The organism is Empedobacter sp. GD03797, assembly GCF_029842105.1.
GTDB classification, from domain to species: Bacteria; Bacteroidota; Bacteroidia; order Flavobacteriales; family Weeksellaceae; genus Empedobacter; species Empedobacter falsenii_C.
Map to the genome: position 1 here is coordinate 1 of NZ_JAOCFS010000003.1, position 16,832 is coordinate 16,832.

6 protein-coding genes are annotated in these 16,832 nt (G+C 33.7%); 1 reads left to right on the forward strand and 5 read right to left on the reverse strand.

Features of this window, described 5'->3' with window-relative positions; genetic code table 11:
• Window positions 1–481: 481 nt before the first annotated feature.
• From N5D90_RS03395 to N5D90_RS03405, 3 genes are all read right to left on the reverse strand, one after another.
• Window positions 482–1,726, reverse strand: a complete 1,245-nt coding sequence (locus N5D90_RS03395) for an efflux RND transporter periplasmic adaptor subunit (RefSeq protein ID WP_280061561.1) — start codon at window positions 1,724–1,726, stop codon at window positions 482–484.
• A 1-nt stretch (window position 1,727) separates the two neighbouring features.
• A complete protein-coding gene (locus tag N5D90_RS03400; protein ID WP_280061718.1) occupies window positions 1,728–6,089 on the reverse strand; it encodes a CusA/CzcA family heavy metal efflux RND transporter in 4,362 nt (1,453 codons plus the stop codon).
• Between the two features lie 125 nt (window positions 6,090–6,214).
• Window positions 6,215–6,535 (reverse strand): DUF6660 family protein, encoded by a 321-nt coding sequence (locus tag N5D90_RS03405; RefSeq protein WP_280061562.1) that lies wholly within the window; start codon window positions 6,533–6,535, stop codon window positions 6,215–6,217.
• A gap of 340 nt (window positions 6,536–6,875) precedes the next feature.
• On the opposite strand from N5D90_RS03405, the gene katG reads away from it, so the two are divergent.
• The gene (katG, locus tag N5D90_RS03410; protein ID WP_280061563.1) at window positions 6,876–9,095 is read left to right on the forward strand and encodes a catalase/peroxidase HPI; all 2,220 of its coding nucleotides are present in this window, start codon (window positions 6,876–6,878) and stop codon (window positions 9,093–9,095) included.
• Window positions 9,096–9,248: 153 nt separating this feature from the next.
• Here the strand turns inward: katG and N5D90_RS03415 are convergent, their stop codons facing one another.
• Window positions 9,249–11,597 (reverse strand): BamA/TamA family outer membrane protein, encoded by a 2,349-nt coding sequence (locus tag N5D90_RS03415; protein WP_280061564.1) that lies wholly within the window; start codon window positions 11,595–11,597, stop codon window positions 9,249–9,251.
• Complete coding sequence (locus N5D90_RS03420) at window positions 11,594–16,801, reverse strand: translocation/assembly module TamB (RefSeq protein WP_280061565.1); 5,208 nt, start codon at window positions 16,799–16,801, stop codon at window positions 11,594–11,596. The genes N5D90_RS03415 and N5D90_RS03420 overlap by 4 nt, the downstream gene beginning before the upstream one ends.
• Between the last annotated feature and the right edge of the window lie 31 nt (window positions 16,802–16,832).

Here is a 16,832-nt window from a genome sequence, read left to right on the forward strand (position 1 = left end):
GCTTATTGCTTATCGCTTATCGCTTACCGCTTACCGCTTACTTCCTACATAAAGGCAGGATAAAGGCAACATAGTGGCAGTAGAATGTATGTAAAAGATTTTTGTAGTTCAGGTGATCTAGAATAGTTGTTTTTTTACACCTTAAAACATTCGAATGCGAAACGTTAAAATTGATATTTTCCAAATTTATTAGGATTATATTACTTGTTAGTTAGATTTTAGACGTTAGATATGAGAATTATAAAAAGTAGAGGTTGAATTAAAACGATTGAAGTCAAGGTATTTTTACTTATCTAAAAAAGTATCTATTATAATTGAAAAAATAATACACATTACAATAGAGAAGGTAAATTCTATAAGAAAAACTGAATATAAAAAAGGTTGCTTATTACAATTATAAAAAAGTCCAATAAACATATTGTTTATCGGACTTTTTATTGGAAGTTAGTTAGGGGAACAACTCAATTTATTTGAATTGTTTTTAATGTCCGTGATCGCCAGAATTACTTAATTTAGCATTAACGAAAAAGGCTCCTTTTACAACAATTTGCGCGTTTGGATCAACTTCATTTACGGTTGTAATAGCTGTGTAACCCATATCTGAAGAACCTTTTACAACTTCGATTTTTTCAAAGTTTATCGATGTTTCATTTTTATGTTCTTTGTTCTTTTCGTTCGGATCTTTACTTTCTTCATCTGTATGCTCTTCTACTTTTTTGTTTGTTTTGACAAAGATGTAAAATTTACCATCCGCTTCTACAATTGCATCATTGGGAACAGCAGGTGTAGAGGAATTACTTAAGCTTACGGCTCCTGTAATATTCATTCCATTTATCAATCCAGATTTATTTCCTCGTACTTTGCTATGTACTGCAATGGTTTTACTTTCATTTTCGAAAGAAGAACCAATGCTGTAAACGACTGCTTCGTAACTGTTTCCTGGATTATTTGTTAATTCAAATTGAATAACTTGACCAACTTTCATTTTAGGTAAATCTTTCTCGAAAACTTGTAAATCTAAGTGAATAGAACTGTTATCAATGATTTCAGCGACAGGAGACGAGACATCTACATAACTCCCTATTTGCGCAATAATTTTACTTACTGTTCCACTAATTGGTGCTGTAATTACCATTCCATTTTTCAAATTTGCATTGCTTACTTTAGAAGGATTAATTCCCATCATTTGCAGTTGACGAGACAAAGATGCTTTTTGAGAACGTAATGTTTTCAATTCAGCAGAAGAGTTCTGAAGATTCTTTTTTGCACCAGCATCGTTATCAAACAATTCTTTTTGTCGTCTAAATTCTTGCTCTGCATAGGTAATTCGACTCAAAACAGTTAAATATTGCTCTTGTGTTAGAATAAATTCTGGGTTTGAAATTGTCGCAATTACTTGTCCTTTTTTGACATACGAACCTTCCTGAATAGGTAATGTTTGTATTACTCCACCAAACATGGATGATACACTGGCCATATTACTGTTTGGAACATTCAAAAGTCCGTTTGCTTTAATCATAGCCGTTAGCTCTTTTACTTCAATAGTTCCCAGTTTTATACCAACAGCCTTCATCTGTTCTTCTGTTAGCGTAACAATTGTTTGTGGCGTTTCTTCGTGTTCGGCTTCTTTTTCTTCTGTAGGTTGTGCCGTTTTTGTTTCTTTGGTACAACTATTTAGAAATAATATGGCTAACACGCTATAGATAATGATCTTTATTTTTTTCATTTTATTGATTGATGATAGAATTAATATTGACAATAGTTTGATTGACTTGTTGTATCGATTCAAGATATTTTAATTGAATATCCGTTGCGGTTTGCAATGCAAAAAGATATTCGACATAGGAAATTTCACCAGTTTTGTAACCCAATTGAGCTGCTTTTACAATTTTCTCTGCATTTGGAATGGCTTGGTTTACATAATATTCATATTGTTCCCAATCTTGCTGATATTGATTTACAGAATTATCCAATTGAATCTTTAATTGTTGTTTTTGAAAATTGGCTGTTTCTTGAATGGCTTGTTTATCATATTCCAATGCTTTGATTTTTGCTTTTGTAGCACCAAACGTTAATGGAATTGCTACACCAAGGTTTACTGAAGTAAAACGATCAAGGCCATTGTAATATCTTTCCACGCCATTTTTTTCGTGCATTCCAATCATCGATAAACTGTTTACACCAACTGAGAATTCTGGTAAACCTTCGGCTTTTACGACTTCTTTGTTTCGTTCCGTAATTTCTATCTGTTGGTAAAAAGCTTTAATCGTCGGATTATGTTCAATTGTAGAACCGTCTAAAATCCCAGTCAATTTTAATGGAATATAATTCGTCTCTTTGGTAATTGTAAAACTCTCTTCGGTATTCAATAATACGTTTAGATTTTTGTACGCATTTGCTAAATACACTTTGTTTTGTTTCAGCAACAAATTGATTTCTCCTTGCTGTGTTTCTGCCGTATTAATTTCGATTTTCTTAATATCACCTGCACTAAATCGAACCGAAGCAATTCGAATAAATTCTACATAAAGTTTATTTAATTGTTCGAGTTGATTATGGTTATATTCTAAATATTCGATCTGATAGAAATAGGTTCTCACTTGTTTCAACAATTCGTTTGTTGTTACTTCTTTTTGTATCTTCTTGCTATTTACTTCTGATTCTAAAACTGCCTTTCGATGTTTAAAAATCGTTGGAAATGGAATACTTTGAGAAATGGATAAACCATAATCAAATTTTGGACTCGCATATTGCCCAAGTTGTGCTTCCACATTTAATTTTGGTAATTCATTTGCGGTTCCTTTTAAAGCTTCACTTGATGAAATACTTCGTTCATTTGCTTTGATTAATGGATTATTTTCAATTGCAATTTGTTGTGCTTCTTGAATATTAATTGAACGAGTTTGCGCTTGAATAGATTGTCCCATTAAAAACATTCCGATTACAAGAAATGGAAGTGTATTTTTTGAATTCAATTTTATTTTCGAAAGTTTTGAATTGAATATTAAATATAACATTGGTAATACAAATAAGGTTAAAAAAGTAGCTGTGATTAATCCTCCAATGACAACTGTTGCTAAAGGTTTTTGAACCTCGGCACCTGCGCCTGTGGAAATTGCCATTGGTAAAAATCCTAACGATGCAACTGTCGCTGTCATTAATACTGGTCGTAATCGGATATTGGTTCCTTCCATTATTCGTTTTAGAATGTTTTTCTCCCCTTCTTTTTCTAATTGGTTGAATGTTCCAATTAAAACAATTCCGTTTAAAACAGCGACACCAAATAATGCAATAAAACCAATTCCGGCACTAATACTAAATGGCATATCACGAATAATTAATGCAAAAACACCTCCGATAGCACTCATTGGAATTGCTGTAAAAATTAAGGCTGCTTGTTTGAATGAATGAAATGTAAAATACAACAACATAAAAATTAATAATAAGGAGATTGGTACTGCAATCATTAAACGTTGACTAGCTGCTTGTAGATTTTCGAACTGTCCTCCATAGGTGAAATAATAACCAGAAGGCAATTTGATTTCATTGTCTAATTTTGTCTGAATATCTTTTACAACTGATTGTACATCACGATCTTTTACATTGAAACCAATTACAATTCTTCGTTTTCCTTCTTCGCGACTAATTTGTGAAGCACCTAATTTATAACTCACTTTTGCCACCTGAGAGATTGGAATTTGATTGCCAGAACTTGTAGGAATCATTAAATTGTTAATGTCATCAATGCTTTTTCGATGCGCACTATCCAATCGAACAACCAAATCAAAGCGTCGTTCATTCTCGAAAACTTGTCCAGCTGTTTTTCCTGCAAATGCTGTACTCAACATATCATTTACATCTTTGATATTTAATCCATAATTTGCCATTCGGATTCGGTCATATTCAACATTAATCTGAGGCAAACCACTTACGCGTTCCACTTGTGGCGCTGTAACACCTTCAACAGATTGAATTGCTTTTGAGGTTTTATCTGCATAATAAGAGAGAGAATCTAAATTTTCGCCAAAAATTTTGACAGCTACATCTTGTCGAATTCCTGTCATCAATTCATTAAAACGCATTTGGATTGGTTGATTTTTTTCAAAGAAAACACCAGGAATAACCTCTAGTTTTTCCATCATTTCATCACCTAATTCTTCATAAGAAATGTTACGTTTCCATTCGTCCTTTGGTTTTAGAACCACAATCATATCTGTTGCTTCAGGAGGCATAGGATCTGTAGGAACCTCAGCGGAACCTGTTTTACCAACGACCATTTTTACTTCATCAAATTCTTTTAAAATTCGAGAAGCTTGCATGGATGTTTCTAAACTTTGGGTTAAGGAACTTCCTTGTGGTAAAATACAGTGAAAAGCAAAATCACCTTCTTGTAATTGTGGAATAAATTCGCCACCCATATTTCTGAATTGAATAATTGATACTGCAAAAATTGCAACAGTAATACCAACTAACCAATATTTGATTCGGATTGCTTTTTCTAATAATGGTTCATAAACTTTATGGATTTTCACCATCATTTTATCTGAAAAAGAAGCTTTGAGAGTAGGCTTTTTTGATAAAAATAAAGCACTCATCATTGGGATGTACGTTAACGAAAGAATCAATGCGCCTAGAATTGCAAAGCCAACTGTTTTAGCCATTGGTGTAAACATTTTTCCTTCTACACCAACCAAAGTAAGAATAGGAATGTAGACAATAAGTATGATGATTTCCCCGAATGCGGCTGAATTTCTAATTTTTGAAGCTGAAAGAAAAACCTCTTCATCCATTTCTTTTTGGGTTAATCGATGCGTTGATTTTCTAAGCCCTAGATGATGTAAAGTCGCTTCTACAATAATAACTGCTCCATCGACTATCAATCCAAAATCAATAGCTCCTAAACTCATTAAATTCGCACTCACACCAAAAACATTCATCATTCCTAATGCAAATAATAAGGATAGAGGAATGGCAGATGCAACGATTAAACCAGCTCTTAGATTACCAAGAAAAATAACCAATACAAAAATGACAATTAATGCACCTTCGATCAGATTTTTTTCTACTGTTTTAATTGCACGATTTACTAAATTCGTTCGATCAAGGAAAGGCTCGATGACGATATCATCTGGTAACGATTTTTGAATTGTTGGTATTTTTTCTTTAATTAGATTAACTACTTCATTAGAATTCGCACCTTTTAACATCATCACAACACCACCAACAGCATCTACTTCACCATTGTAAGTCATTGCTCCGTATCGTATGGCATGTCCTAGTCTTACATCAGCTACATCTTTTATAAAAATAGGAACAGTTCCCGTCGCATTTTTTATAGGAATTAATTTTACATCATCTAAAGAAGTTACCATTCCAATTCCTCGAATAAAGTAAGCATTTGGCTTCTTATCGATGTAAGCTCCTCCAGTATTTTGATTATTTTTTTCTAAGGCATCAAAAATATCCGATACACTAATTCCCATTGCGCGCAATCTATTCGGATCTAAAGCAACTTCGTATTCCTTCAATTCTCCACCGAAACTATTGATCTCAGCAACACCAGGCGTTCCGTTTAATTGTCTACGAACAATCCAATCTTGCATTTCGCGCAATTGTTTTGAATTGTATTTTTTCTCACTTCCCTTTTTAGGATGTAAAATATATTGATAGACTTCTCCAAGACCAGTACTCACAGGTGATAATTCGGGAATGCCAACACCTTGCGGAATGTCTTCTTGTGCTTCTTTTAATTTTTCGTTGACTAATTGACGCGCAAAATAAATATCTACATCTTCTTTAAACACTACCGTAATCACAGATAAACCAAAACGAGAAATACTTCTTGTTTCTTCGATATCAGGAATATTCGCAATACTTTGCTCAATTGGAAAAGTGACCAATTGTTCTACTTCTTGACCAGCTAGAGTAGGGCTGACCGTAATAATTTGGACTTGATTGTTGGTAATATCGGGTACCGCATCTATTGGCAATTTTGTTGCGCTCCATACGCCCCAGATAATCCACAATACAGTCATAATTCCAATAACAATTTTGTTTTGGATACTAAATTTTATGATTTTATCTAACACAGATAATTTGATTAATTGTATTAACATTACCCACTTATTATCAAAATAAATGAGCACAGAAAAGTGTTGACTTCAATTTTATATCAATTGAAATCAATGTGTAGACGAAAAAAGAAATCGTCTCGTTAAGCAATATTTATTTTAGGAGGTTGCCAGATATCGGCATACAATTGGTTTTGAATTGTATTCTTTTTGAATTGTATTTTCTTGGAAGTATTTGGTTCAAAAACTTTAGGAGTTTTTAGTAATCGTGTAAATTTCATTGATGAAATTGTAATTTGACAACAATTACAAACGCACAAAGGACTACATTGATCTTTATGATCTGAATTATCTTTCTCACTATGCACCATAGAAACTTGCGTTCTATTAGTATTTGTGTCTTGACATGGCACAAATGATAGAACATTAACATATAATGCAATTATGAGAATTATAAATTTCATTGTTACAAATGTATAAACATTTTTTTGACTATAATAATTTTACGATGTTAAGATATATTGAAGTTAAGATTGAAAATTTCTATGCATTGATATTATGTGAAATGTAGTTTTATCTTGATACAGATATAAACTTAAAAGCTAGAGGATTCTCGAAATCTCTTTACTCATTAAAAATAAACGAATCAATTTTTATAATATAATTAATAACTATTTAATTTACATTCTATATAAAATAAATTGATTGATTGATAAAACAATTTGATTTTTAATTGATAAGACAAATTACTATATTTATGATATTTACAAAACAAAAATTATTAAACATAAAAAAATAGTATTCATGGAGAATCAAGGAGGTGATATTTCAAAATGCCCTTTCCACAATGGTACAATGTCAAAACCAGTGGCAGGAGAAGGAACACAAAATCAAGATTGGTGGCCAAATCAATTAAAAGTTGATATTTTACGTCAACATTCAAATAAATCGAACCCAATGGGGGAAGATTTTAATTACGCCGAAGAATTTAAAAAATTAGATTTAGAAGCGGTTAAAGCTGATTTAAAAGCTTTGATGACTGATTCTCAAGATTGGTGGCCAGCAGATTTTGGGCATTATGGCCCATTTTTCATTCGTATGGCATGGCATAGTGCAGGTACATACCGTGTGCAAGATGGTCGTGGTGGAGCAGGTGAAGGACAACAACGTTTTGCGCCGCTTAACTCATGGCCAGACAACGTTTCGTTGGACAAAGCGCGTCGTTTAATTTGGCCTATCAAACAAAAATATGGTAATAAAATTTCATGGGCAGATTTAATTATCTTAACAGGAAATGTAGCCTTAGAGTCGATGGGATTCAAAACGTTAGGTTTTGCTGGTGGTCGTGCTGATGTTTGGGAACCAAATATGGATGTATATTGGGGTTCTGAAAAAATTTGGTTAGAAGAGAGTGGTGGTCCAAATAGCCGTTATTCTGGTGATCGTGATTTAGAGAATCCGTTGGCTGCGGTACAAATGGGATTGATTTATGTGAATCCAGAAGGTCCAGATGGTAATCCAGATCCTTTGGCTTCGTCACGCGATATTCGTGATACGTTTGCGCGTATGGCAATGAATGATGAAGAAACATTGGCGTTGATTGCTGGTGGTCACACTTTCGGAAAAACGCATGGTGCGGCTTCGGCTGATCATGTTGGCCCAGATCCTGAAGCTTCTGATTTGGAAATGCAAGGTTTGGGTTGGAAAAACTCGTACGGAACAGGAAATGCAGGTGACACAATTACATCAGGTATTGAAGTAACTTGGACAAGTAAACCAACAGAATGGTCAAATTTATTTTTAAGTTATTTATTTGGTTTCGAATGGGAATTAACAAAATCTCCTGCAGGTGCTCATCAATGGGTAGCAAAAGATGTAGGCGAAATTATTCCACATGCGCATGATGCTTCAAAAAAATTAAGACCAACGATGTTGACTTCGGATATTGCGTTACGTATGGATCCAGCTTACGAAAAAATTGGACGTCGTTTCTTGCAACATCCAGAAGAATTTGAAGATGCTTTCCGTAAGGCATGGTTCAAGTTGACACACCGTGATATGGGACCACTTTCTCGTTATTTAGGTGCAGATGTTCCGAAAGAAGTGTTCACTTGGCAAGATCCAATTCCAGCTGTTACACATGAATTAATTGATGAGGTTGATATCGCTGATTTGAAATCTAAAATTTTAGCTTCAGGATTATCTGTTTCAGAATTAGTTTCTACAGCTTGGGCTTCGGCTTCGTCTTTCCGTGGATCGGATAAACGTGGAGGAGCAAATGGTGCGCGTATTCGTTTGGAACCAATGAAAAATTGGGAAGGGAATAATCCAATTCAATTGAATAAAGTCTTAACAGTTTTAGAAAATATTCAACAAGAATTTAATTCAGCGAATTCTTCAAAACAAGTTTCGATTGCGGATTTAATTGTCTTAGGAGGAAATGCAGCGATTGAAAAAGCAGCAAAAGATGCCGGAAAAACAATTACTGTTCCGTTTGCAGCAGGTCGTGGAGATGCAACGCAAGAGGATACAGAAGTTGAATCTATAGCGTACTTAGAAACAATTGCAGATGGGGTTAAAAACTACCGCAAAAACACAAGAAGATCTGTTTCGACAGAAGAATTGGTGATTGATAAAGCACAATTGTTAACGTTGACTGCACCAGAATTAACTGTTTTAGTTGGTGGAATGCGTGCGATGAATGCGAATTATGATGGTTCGAAACATGGTATTTTCACAGATCGTCCAGGTCAGTTGACAAATGATTTCTTTGTGAATTTATTGGACATGGGTACTGTTTGGAAAGCGACAGATGAAACGAAAGAAATCTATATGGGATCTGATCGTAAAACTGGAGCACCAAAATGGACAGGAACTCGTGCGGATTTAGTATTCGGTTCAAATTCTGAATTACGTGCCATAGCAGAAGTTTATGCACAAGCAGATGCGCAAGATAAATTTGTGAATGATTTCGTGGCAGCTTGGAACAAAGTGATGAATGCAGATCGTTTTGATTTGAAATAAATATATCATTAAATAAAAACCGGATTCTAATTTAGAATCCGGTTTTTTTATTTTTGCTTAACGCTTAACGCTTAACGCTTAACGCTTAACGCTTAACGCTTAACGCTTAACGCTTAACGCTTAACGCTTAACGCTTAACGCTTAACGCTTTGCTTAGAACGGATAGCCAATCGCGATGTTCAAGATCAAGTTGTCTTTTCGCCATGCTTTGTCTCCAAAATCTATTTTATCAAAAGTCCAACGGTCATTCTTTTCGTAATAAGGCACTCGAAGTGGAGTTGCTAAATCTAATCTTAAAATTAAGATATTAAAATCAAGACGTAATCCTAAACCAGCTCCAACTGCTATTTCGCTCATAAAATCTTTTGTGAATTTCGCACCTGGACGTGTTTTATCTTCGTTGATTAACCAAATGTTTCCTGCATCAACAAATAACGCAAGGTTAAGAAAACTGAATAATTTTTGTCTAAATTCTGCATTTAGTTCCAATTTAATATCACCTGATTGATCAAAAAAGAAATTCGAATTTTGGTTACGAGGATCATAACTTCCTGGTCCTAATGTTCGCGCTCTAAATGCACGAATACTGTTACTTCCTCCTACAAAAAATAGTTTTGAATAAGGAACAAATTCAGAGTTTCCATATGGATAGGCTATTCCTCCAATGAATCGTGTGGCTATTGATGATTTTTCTGAAAATTTGTGATAAAAACGGAAGTCATGTTCCATTTTTGCATATTGACTAAATGGTATTTTGAAAATTTCTTTTTCCTTGTCTTTTTTCGCATTCGCACCTGTTATTAATCCTGTTAAATTTCCAGCCAAATCAACTAAACCTCGGTAATAGAATGTGCTTTTTCGAGGTAACATTGTTGTGGTATACGTATACGAATATTGTGGACCAAAAATTAATTGTTTGTCGACAACGCGTTTCAAACTTGGGTTGATGATATTTCCAATTGAATCGTAGATTTTGCTGTTGTATTCATCTGTCACTTTTTCTGGAAAGACTAAAGTCGCACTAAAAATCTTTAAATTATATTCTTTTTGCGCATTCTCTTTCCAAACGTAACCAAAAGAAGTATTGAAATTATGAAGTGTATATAATCTCGATCTGTTTTGATATTCGTAACCAATCTCAATATTGGTTCTCGGTACAAACGCACTTGACGAATGAAATTTGAAAGGCGCGACAATTCTTGGAATCGAAAGTTGCGTATTAAAACCAGCTCTAAAAATATTATTCGCATCTTTTTGTCCGCCCAATTGCATGTCAAATGCTCCATATAAAGCCATTTTAAGCTGTTCTGCCCCTTTGAAAATATTGCGATGTGTCCAATTGAGATTTAACTCACCACCACCATAATTCGCCGAGTTTGTTCGTCCTAAAACTTCTAATCTCAACGACTGAAATTCGCGTGGTGTTAAGGTATAATACACATCAAATTTATGGTTAACCGAATCAGAAATCACGAAATCATTTTTCACAAATTTGAAAACACCCAAATTAATTAATCGATTCAGGGTTAAATTATGATCTGCTCGGTTGTAAATCTCTCCCGTTTTAAAATATAACACACGGTCAAAAACTTTTGGTTTGAAACTATTTTTTAGATCAACCATGTAAAAACCATTTTGCTCGTATTTTGCTAAGGAATCGTTGTTCATCGGCATTTTATAGATGCCTTTTCGTGCGTCTCGAATGTTATAATCTGGGAAAACAATAACCTTGTCAATGCTATATTGTTTTTTGGCTTGCTCTGGTGTCTTATCTTTTAACTTGACAAATAGTTCGACATCTTGCTTATTCGTAACTGTACTATCCGCTTGCACAATGATGTTATCAGGATGAAAATAATAATAACCATTTTCTTTCAGACGCGCATCTATTCGTTCTCGTTCTGCCTTGATCACATCCAAATCGAAAGGTTGCTTATCTTTCAGTAACGTATTTGCTTGCGTTTTTTTAATTTCTTTGTTGATCGCTAAAGTGGTATCTTTTGGGAAATTAACTTGGTTGATGTAATAACGTTTGCGCGGTTGTAAGACATAATGCACTTCCGCTTTTTTGTTTGTACTTATTGTATCACCCTGTGCTTTGGCATTGAAATAACCTTTGTTTTCAGAATAATTAACTAAAATATCTTTATTGAATTCGATGTCGACATCACCCAATAAAACAGGTTTTTCACCCACTTTATATTTCAACCAATATTTCAATCCTTTTTGCTTTTTAGGTTCGCTCGTGATGTTGTAAATGTACAAACGAGGACGAAGTCCAAAAAAACTTGAATTAGGTTTTGGAATGATATTTTTTTCGAGATTATCTTTTAATTCAGCTTTGTCGGTTTTGCTTAACGAATCGCCTTCTATTGTTAATTTAGAGCCCGTGTAAAGCATTTCACCTTCTTTCAGAAAACGTGTATTGCTACAAGAAGAAATACCTAAAATAGAAATTGAACAAGTTATAAATTTGATATAGGTTAAAACTGATTTTTTCATGGTTTCACTTCTTGATTTTGTGTATTTCTATTTGCTCTGTTCGTTCTATTTTTTCTTCTTTTCTCGAAAATCTCTTTGAATTTGTCGTAATCTAATGTGATGATAAATCCAACGCCTGTTTCTACAATTTGTCCTTGTAATGCCACTTGGTATTCATCTTTTCGATAAGCTCTCAACATGTATCGACCATCACGCGATAAACTATAATCGATCGTAATATCACCCGCAATATTGGTCATGTTTTCATTTTCTCGTGCATCACCATCTAAACCAAAATTACTTCCAACCGAAACTTTCAATCGGTCGTTTAGTAATCGTTTGCTCACGGCAACATTCAGGTCTGTTCGTGTATTTTTAGATCCCGAAGAATAATCGTCTTGTGTATCTAATCCCAAATCGATATCAATTCCTTGGATTAAATCATCTGCCAAATTATTTAACTGTTGCGACAAAATATTACTCACACTTTGTAACGCCATCGTTTCTGCTGAAACACTTGTTTTACTTTCGAACGGATTTTCGCCAATAAAACGATTCAGCAACAACAATGCAAATACTTGCTTGTTCATTTCGGCTTCATCATTTTTCAACTGATCCAATTTCGATTGTGTATTTTCGATCACCGCAGTTGCAATGGAAGGATTGTCTTTATCCATTGAAATATTGAATTTAATATCAGGTTTTAATAATTCACCTTTTAAAATTAACTCGGTATTGAACGGAATTCGTTGTTTGTACATGTTCATTTCAGAAGATGAATAGCCCGAAATTTGTTGTTCGATTAAATCAATAGGAGCGGCTTTTGTTTTGTAAATCGCCGTAATGTCTAAATTGGCTGTAGTTGGCTCGCCAGTCCATGTAATGGTACTTCCTTTCTGAATATCAAAACGACGTTTTAACAAGCTCACCGAAAGTTCGTACGCACCTTTTTCTACTTGATAAACGCCAACCAAAGTCATTTTTCCAGAAGGATCCATTCCGCCCGTCAACTCAGCTTCACCTTGTATTTCAACGAAATCTCCGTTTGCTTTATCGATAATAATTGACGTTTTGGCTTCTTTGCTGATTTCAATATTGACACTGACATCCAACCCTTTTATTTTAGATTCGGCTTTTAATTCATCCGTTTTAATCGTTTCTTGCAGCGCCACTTGATCTTGATCGATGAATTCGACAATTCCTTCGCGCTCTTGTAAAGAAGGTGAAGATTGCGGTAAAACAAATGTGAAATTCGTATCATCAGTTACTGTTAAACTTCCGTTTACTTTTGGTAAATCTAAATCTCCTTTTATCGTCAAGTTTGCATTAACCGCTAACTTTCCGTACATGATGGCGTCGTTCGATTTTTCTGAATTTACGACATTGAAATCTCGTGCATTTGCTGTTAAATTGAAGGCAAAATCACGGTACGTTTCGGTTAATATTTCTCCTCTTATCGTTAAAGAATTACCTTCGTTATCATTAATCTTGAATTTATTGAACTCAATTCCTTTGTTCGTGAAATCAATTGCATCATCAATTTTTCTGAAATTACTTCCCGTTTCAGCAATCGTTAAACCAACTTGATTAAATTTCACTTGACCTAAAATGCTCGGTTTATCCATTGTTCCAGCGATTTTTAGATTTCCAGAAATATAACCTTCTGTGTCTTTGATTTGATTCATTGTAAATCCTTGCACCGATTTCATTTCTAATCGATTGATATCTAAAGCTAAATCAAACGCACTTTCTTTGGTATTATAATCTCCAAAAATCTTCATGTTGTTGCTGTTTCCATCTAAGGTAATGTCAGCGTTAATCGTGGTTGGAGAAGTGTTTTTTACTTTTGCGATAATATTTCCAATAGGATTTCCGAACGCTTTTAAATCTGAAACGGTCAAATCAGCATTGAAGGTCATTTCTTTGTTTAAATCTCTAATTTGAGCTGTTCCATTGATTGTTCCTTCGGCAGGTAAATCATCTTTTTTGATGATTTCGGCAATGGTTTCAATTTTGAAATCTTTGATAGTAATATTCAGAGGACTTGTTCCTTTTTCCGATTCAGACTGTAACGAAATTTGACTTCCATTGTTCATCAAACTGAAATTATGCGCGACAATTCCGTCTTTTCTCAACTGAATTAAATTTCCTTCCCCAACTTGCCATTGATCGTAGTTTAAGACCAATCCATTCGGATTTAAACTAATTTCCGTTATATCATTTAGTGTTTTTAGATTTCCAGCTACCAAAAATTGCGTTGCATCTTTCGCATCCTTTGTCGAAACGTTATAATTGATGACATTATTTGTAATATCACCATTCAAATCAATTTTTTGCAATTGAAAACTTTCGCTTTTTAATGCATCCACATTCAACGAATACAACAAGGCTTCATTTTGGTTGGATAGTTTTAAAACTCCGTTGTTAATTGTATTTGTTCCGTATGTTAGATTGGGGATTTTTCCATCCACATTAAGTTGTTTTGAATCGGCATCATAAGTTGCGTCAAGTGTTATGGTTTCGAAACTTTTCAAATCTGGAACAAATCTTCGAATCAACTCATCATCTTTAATTTTAGCATTCAAAGTAAAGAATTGATGAGGTTCTATTTTTTCGTCTTTATTCGGTTTCTGAAATTCATAATATTGGTTAATCGTTGAAGTTAGCGAACCAAAAATTTGCGTCAATTTAAATTTTCCTTTCATATCCAAATCGGCCAATTGCGAAGTCAAATTAATTTGATTCGAATCAGCAGTTGAAGTCGCAATCAAGCTCACTTCTTGCATTGGAAAAATATCTTTTGTATTGGATAACGCAAAGTTTTTCAGGTACAAAGAACCATTTAAATTATCTGGATTTAAATCAGCAAAATTGGCATCAATTTCTCCTGCAACAATCATCGGTTCGTTGTAAAAACCAAGTTTTTGAACATCTAATTTGACAATATTTCCGTTCAATTTTACATCAGATAAATCTTTTTTGTACACACCAGAAGCTGTCAAATTAAGATTCGCATTCGGATCTTTTGAGAAAACATGCGCATCAAACACACCATGATTCACTTTTGCATCGAGTGCAATATTTTGATAAGTATAGTTGTTGTAATAAGCTGATGAAACGGTTCCCGAAAGTTTTGTAACCATTTTTTCAGGGTTAAAACTTGTTCCAATAGCATTAATTTTTCCTGTTATTTTACCTAAATCCTTGTTGCTAATAAGCGTTCCAACATCCAAATTTTGTAGATCTGCTTTGACATTATATTTTTCTGCATCCTTTTTTTGCATGTCCACAATTGCATCAATTTTCGCATTTCCCAACGTAGAATTTATAGCCAATTGCGTATTGATGATTTCGGTTGTTCCTTTCGCTTTCCCTTTGACAGAAAGCTTTGAAGGAATTCTAATGTTATTTGGAATGGTATTTTTCGGAACTAAATTGTATATCGTTTTAGAAGAAGTTGAGAAGTTTTTGATGTTCATATCATAAAATAAATTCTTCGGATTCATCGCATTTTTCACTCTTCCAGAAGCCGAAAGTTGCAAATCATCTAAACCAGAAACTTGTAAATTATTAATCAATAAATCGTTTACTTTTCCTTTTACATTGGTGTTAACACTCAGAATGGCGTTTGGATATTTATCGAAAGGCGTCGTATTTCTAAGCGTTGGAGCAAGATTTAGAATATCTGCAAAACCAATTTTTGAGTTTTTGATATTTGCATTCACCAAAACATTTTCTGGATGAGAAGTTAACTCATTAATTGTATTGTAACGCAAAATAACTTCGTCACGAAGAACGGTTTTTGGTGTTTGTAAATAAAGGTTTTTCAGATACGCTTGTGTGTTAGCGTACAAGAAATTTGTTGTCAATTTCTGAATATTCAATCCTCTTGATTCCTTTATTTCAGCACTTTTTACTTGTCCAGCAAATGTGTTATTTTTCATTTCGAAATCGCGCAAATCAAGATTTAATTTAGAAAAATCCAAATGATTAAAATCCATTCCTTGTGCTGTTCGACGTTCGGCTGTATTGTTGTATTTTACTTTTACATTTTCTAATTTCGTTTCGTTCAAAACCAAATTCATTGGGGTTGAAGAAGTGGATGAATTCGAAGTAGAATTGTTCGAAGAAAGGAATAAATTCGCTTCGATATCAGCGTCTTTCAACAAAATATTTTCGATGTCGAAAATAGAATTTTCAAGGTCAAGTTTATTGACTTTCGTTTCGAATTCGTTTAGGTTAATTTTGGCAAAAGTCTTCGAATTTTCGTCACCATAATTGACTTTGATATCATTCAAATTAATCTTACTCAACCCAATTTGCAATGGAGTTTGTTTTGCAGTTGGATCAATTTTATCCACATTATTTTCTTGGATTTTTTCAACCATTTTTTGATTAAAATCAACCAACAAACCATTCACCAAAATATCATCAACCGCATACGAATTTTGTTGTAAATCAAGCTTTTTAACACGCGTTTTGAAATCTTTGAATTTTACTTTTGCAAACATTCCAGAAATATCATCGCCATAATCGATGTCAAAATTGGTTAAATTAATTCCATTCAACTCAATTTTCATCGGCTTTTGATCATTCAAAGAATCTACTTTTTCTTCTACTTTTTTCGCAACTTCTTTTACAATATCTTGTTTCAATTTTAGCTTTAAACCATCCAAATTGATATCGCCAATTCCATAGGAATTTTGCTCTAAATCGAATTTTTTGACACGCGTATCAAACGAATTTAGATGAACTTTGATGTTATTTGCCGCTTGCTGATCATTGAACGAAACATTAATATCATTCAGTTTTATTTTATCTAACGAAATGATAAATGGCTTTGAAGGACTTTCGTCTTTTTCGTCTGTTACAAAAGCATTGATAATATAATCGAAATTGAATTTTCCATCTGGTTTACGGATAACATTGGCATGAACACCGCTCAAATCAATAGATTTTATATCTGCTTTACTCTTTGTCAATTGCCAAATATCTAAACCAACGTCAAACTTTTTGACCGATAAAAGCGTGTCCACATCTTGTCCTTGCAAAAAAAGATTTTCCATGACCAAACTGTTTGGAAAATCGATATAAACACGATCTAATTGAACCTTTGTATGTATTTTATTTTCGAGATAATCGACTAATTTATTTTTTACAAAATTTTGTACAGCAGGGAATTGTAAACTAAAAATTGCAATGGTCAACAATAGAATTATCGACACAAGTGTGATAGAAAAATATTTTAGTATTTTT

What these genes read in the sequence shown, in the direction of transcription:
- N5D90_RS03395 (WP_280061561.1), bottom strand. Translation starts at nt 1,726, where the DNA reads ATGAAAAAAATAAAGATCATTATCTATAGCGTGTTAGCCATATTATTT.
- N5D90_RS03405 (WP_280061562.1), bottom strand. Translation starts at nt 6,535, where the DNA reads ATGAAATTTATAATTCTCATAATTGCATTATATGTTAATGTTCTATCA.
- katG (WP_280061563.1), top strand. Translation starts at nt 6,876, where the DNA reads ATGGAGAATCAAGGAGGTGATATTTCAAAATGCCCTTTCCACAATGGT.
- N5D90_RS03415 (WP_280061564.1), bottom strand. Translation starts at nt 11,597, where the DNA reads ATGAAAAAATCAGTTTTAACCTATATCAAATTTATAACTTGTTCAATT.